This window comes from Pararhodospirillum oryzae, from assembly GCF_007992075.1.
GTDB lineage: Bacteria > Pseudomonadota > Alphaproteobacteria > Rhodospirillales > Rhodospirillaceae > Pararhodospirillum > Pararhodospirillum oryzae.
The window spans coordinates 1-586 of sequence record NZ_BJZO01000200.1 but is presented as its reverse complement, the minus strand read 5'-3'; the positions used below and the strand labels follow the sequence as shown (position 1 = coordinate 586).

The window sequence follows — 586 nt, the reverse complement described above, 5'->3', positions numbered from 1 at the left end:
GGGGGAGACGTGGCGTCGGGTTGCCGCCCGCCCTTGGCCTGTTATAGACTGGGCGCGCGCCCTGAAAGCGCCGGTCCCACGCCTTGGGGAGGCGATTCGTGAGTTCCTTGATCCTCCGTCTGCTGTCCTGGAGTGCCGGGGCAGCGTTGGTGATCGCCGTGGGCGGGCCAGCCGCGCCGGCGCGGGCGTTTACCTATGCCGGATCGGACACCCCGGCCGACGCGAGCCTGCCGGGAGCTTCGCTTCCCCCGGGCCTGCCGGGAGCTTCGCTCCCTCCGGGAGTCACGGTCAATCCCGCCGCCCTGGATGCCTTGGGCCGCCCGGCGACTCAGGCGCCCGTGTCGCGCAGCTTCTTGCCCACCAAGCCGACGCCGCATGCCCCCGCGACGGTTCTGACCATTCCCCTGCCACCCGGCGCGCGCCCCGCGTCTCCGACCGCGCGGCGACCGACTCCGGTCGCGCCCGCCGCCGCCAGCGTCCGCCCCCCCGTCCCCCCGGTTCCCCCCACTCCGCCCGCGCGCGAGGGAAACCGGGCCGAGGTTGGCGCGCCGGAACCCGTGTCCGTGGCGATGCCGCCCCCGCCCCC

1 pseudogene is annotated in these 586 nt (G+C 75.6%); it reads left to right on the top strand.

From position 1 onward, the window contains the following. Window positions 1-98: 98 nt before the first annotated feature. A pseudogene (locus tag ROR02_RS16500) lies at window positions 99-586 on the top strand (hypothetical protein); the annotation flags it as partial.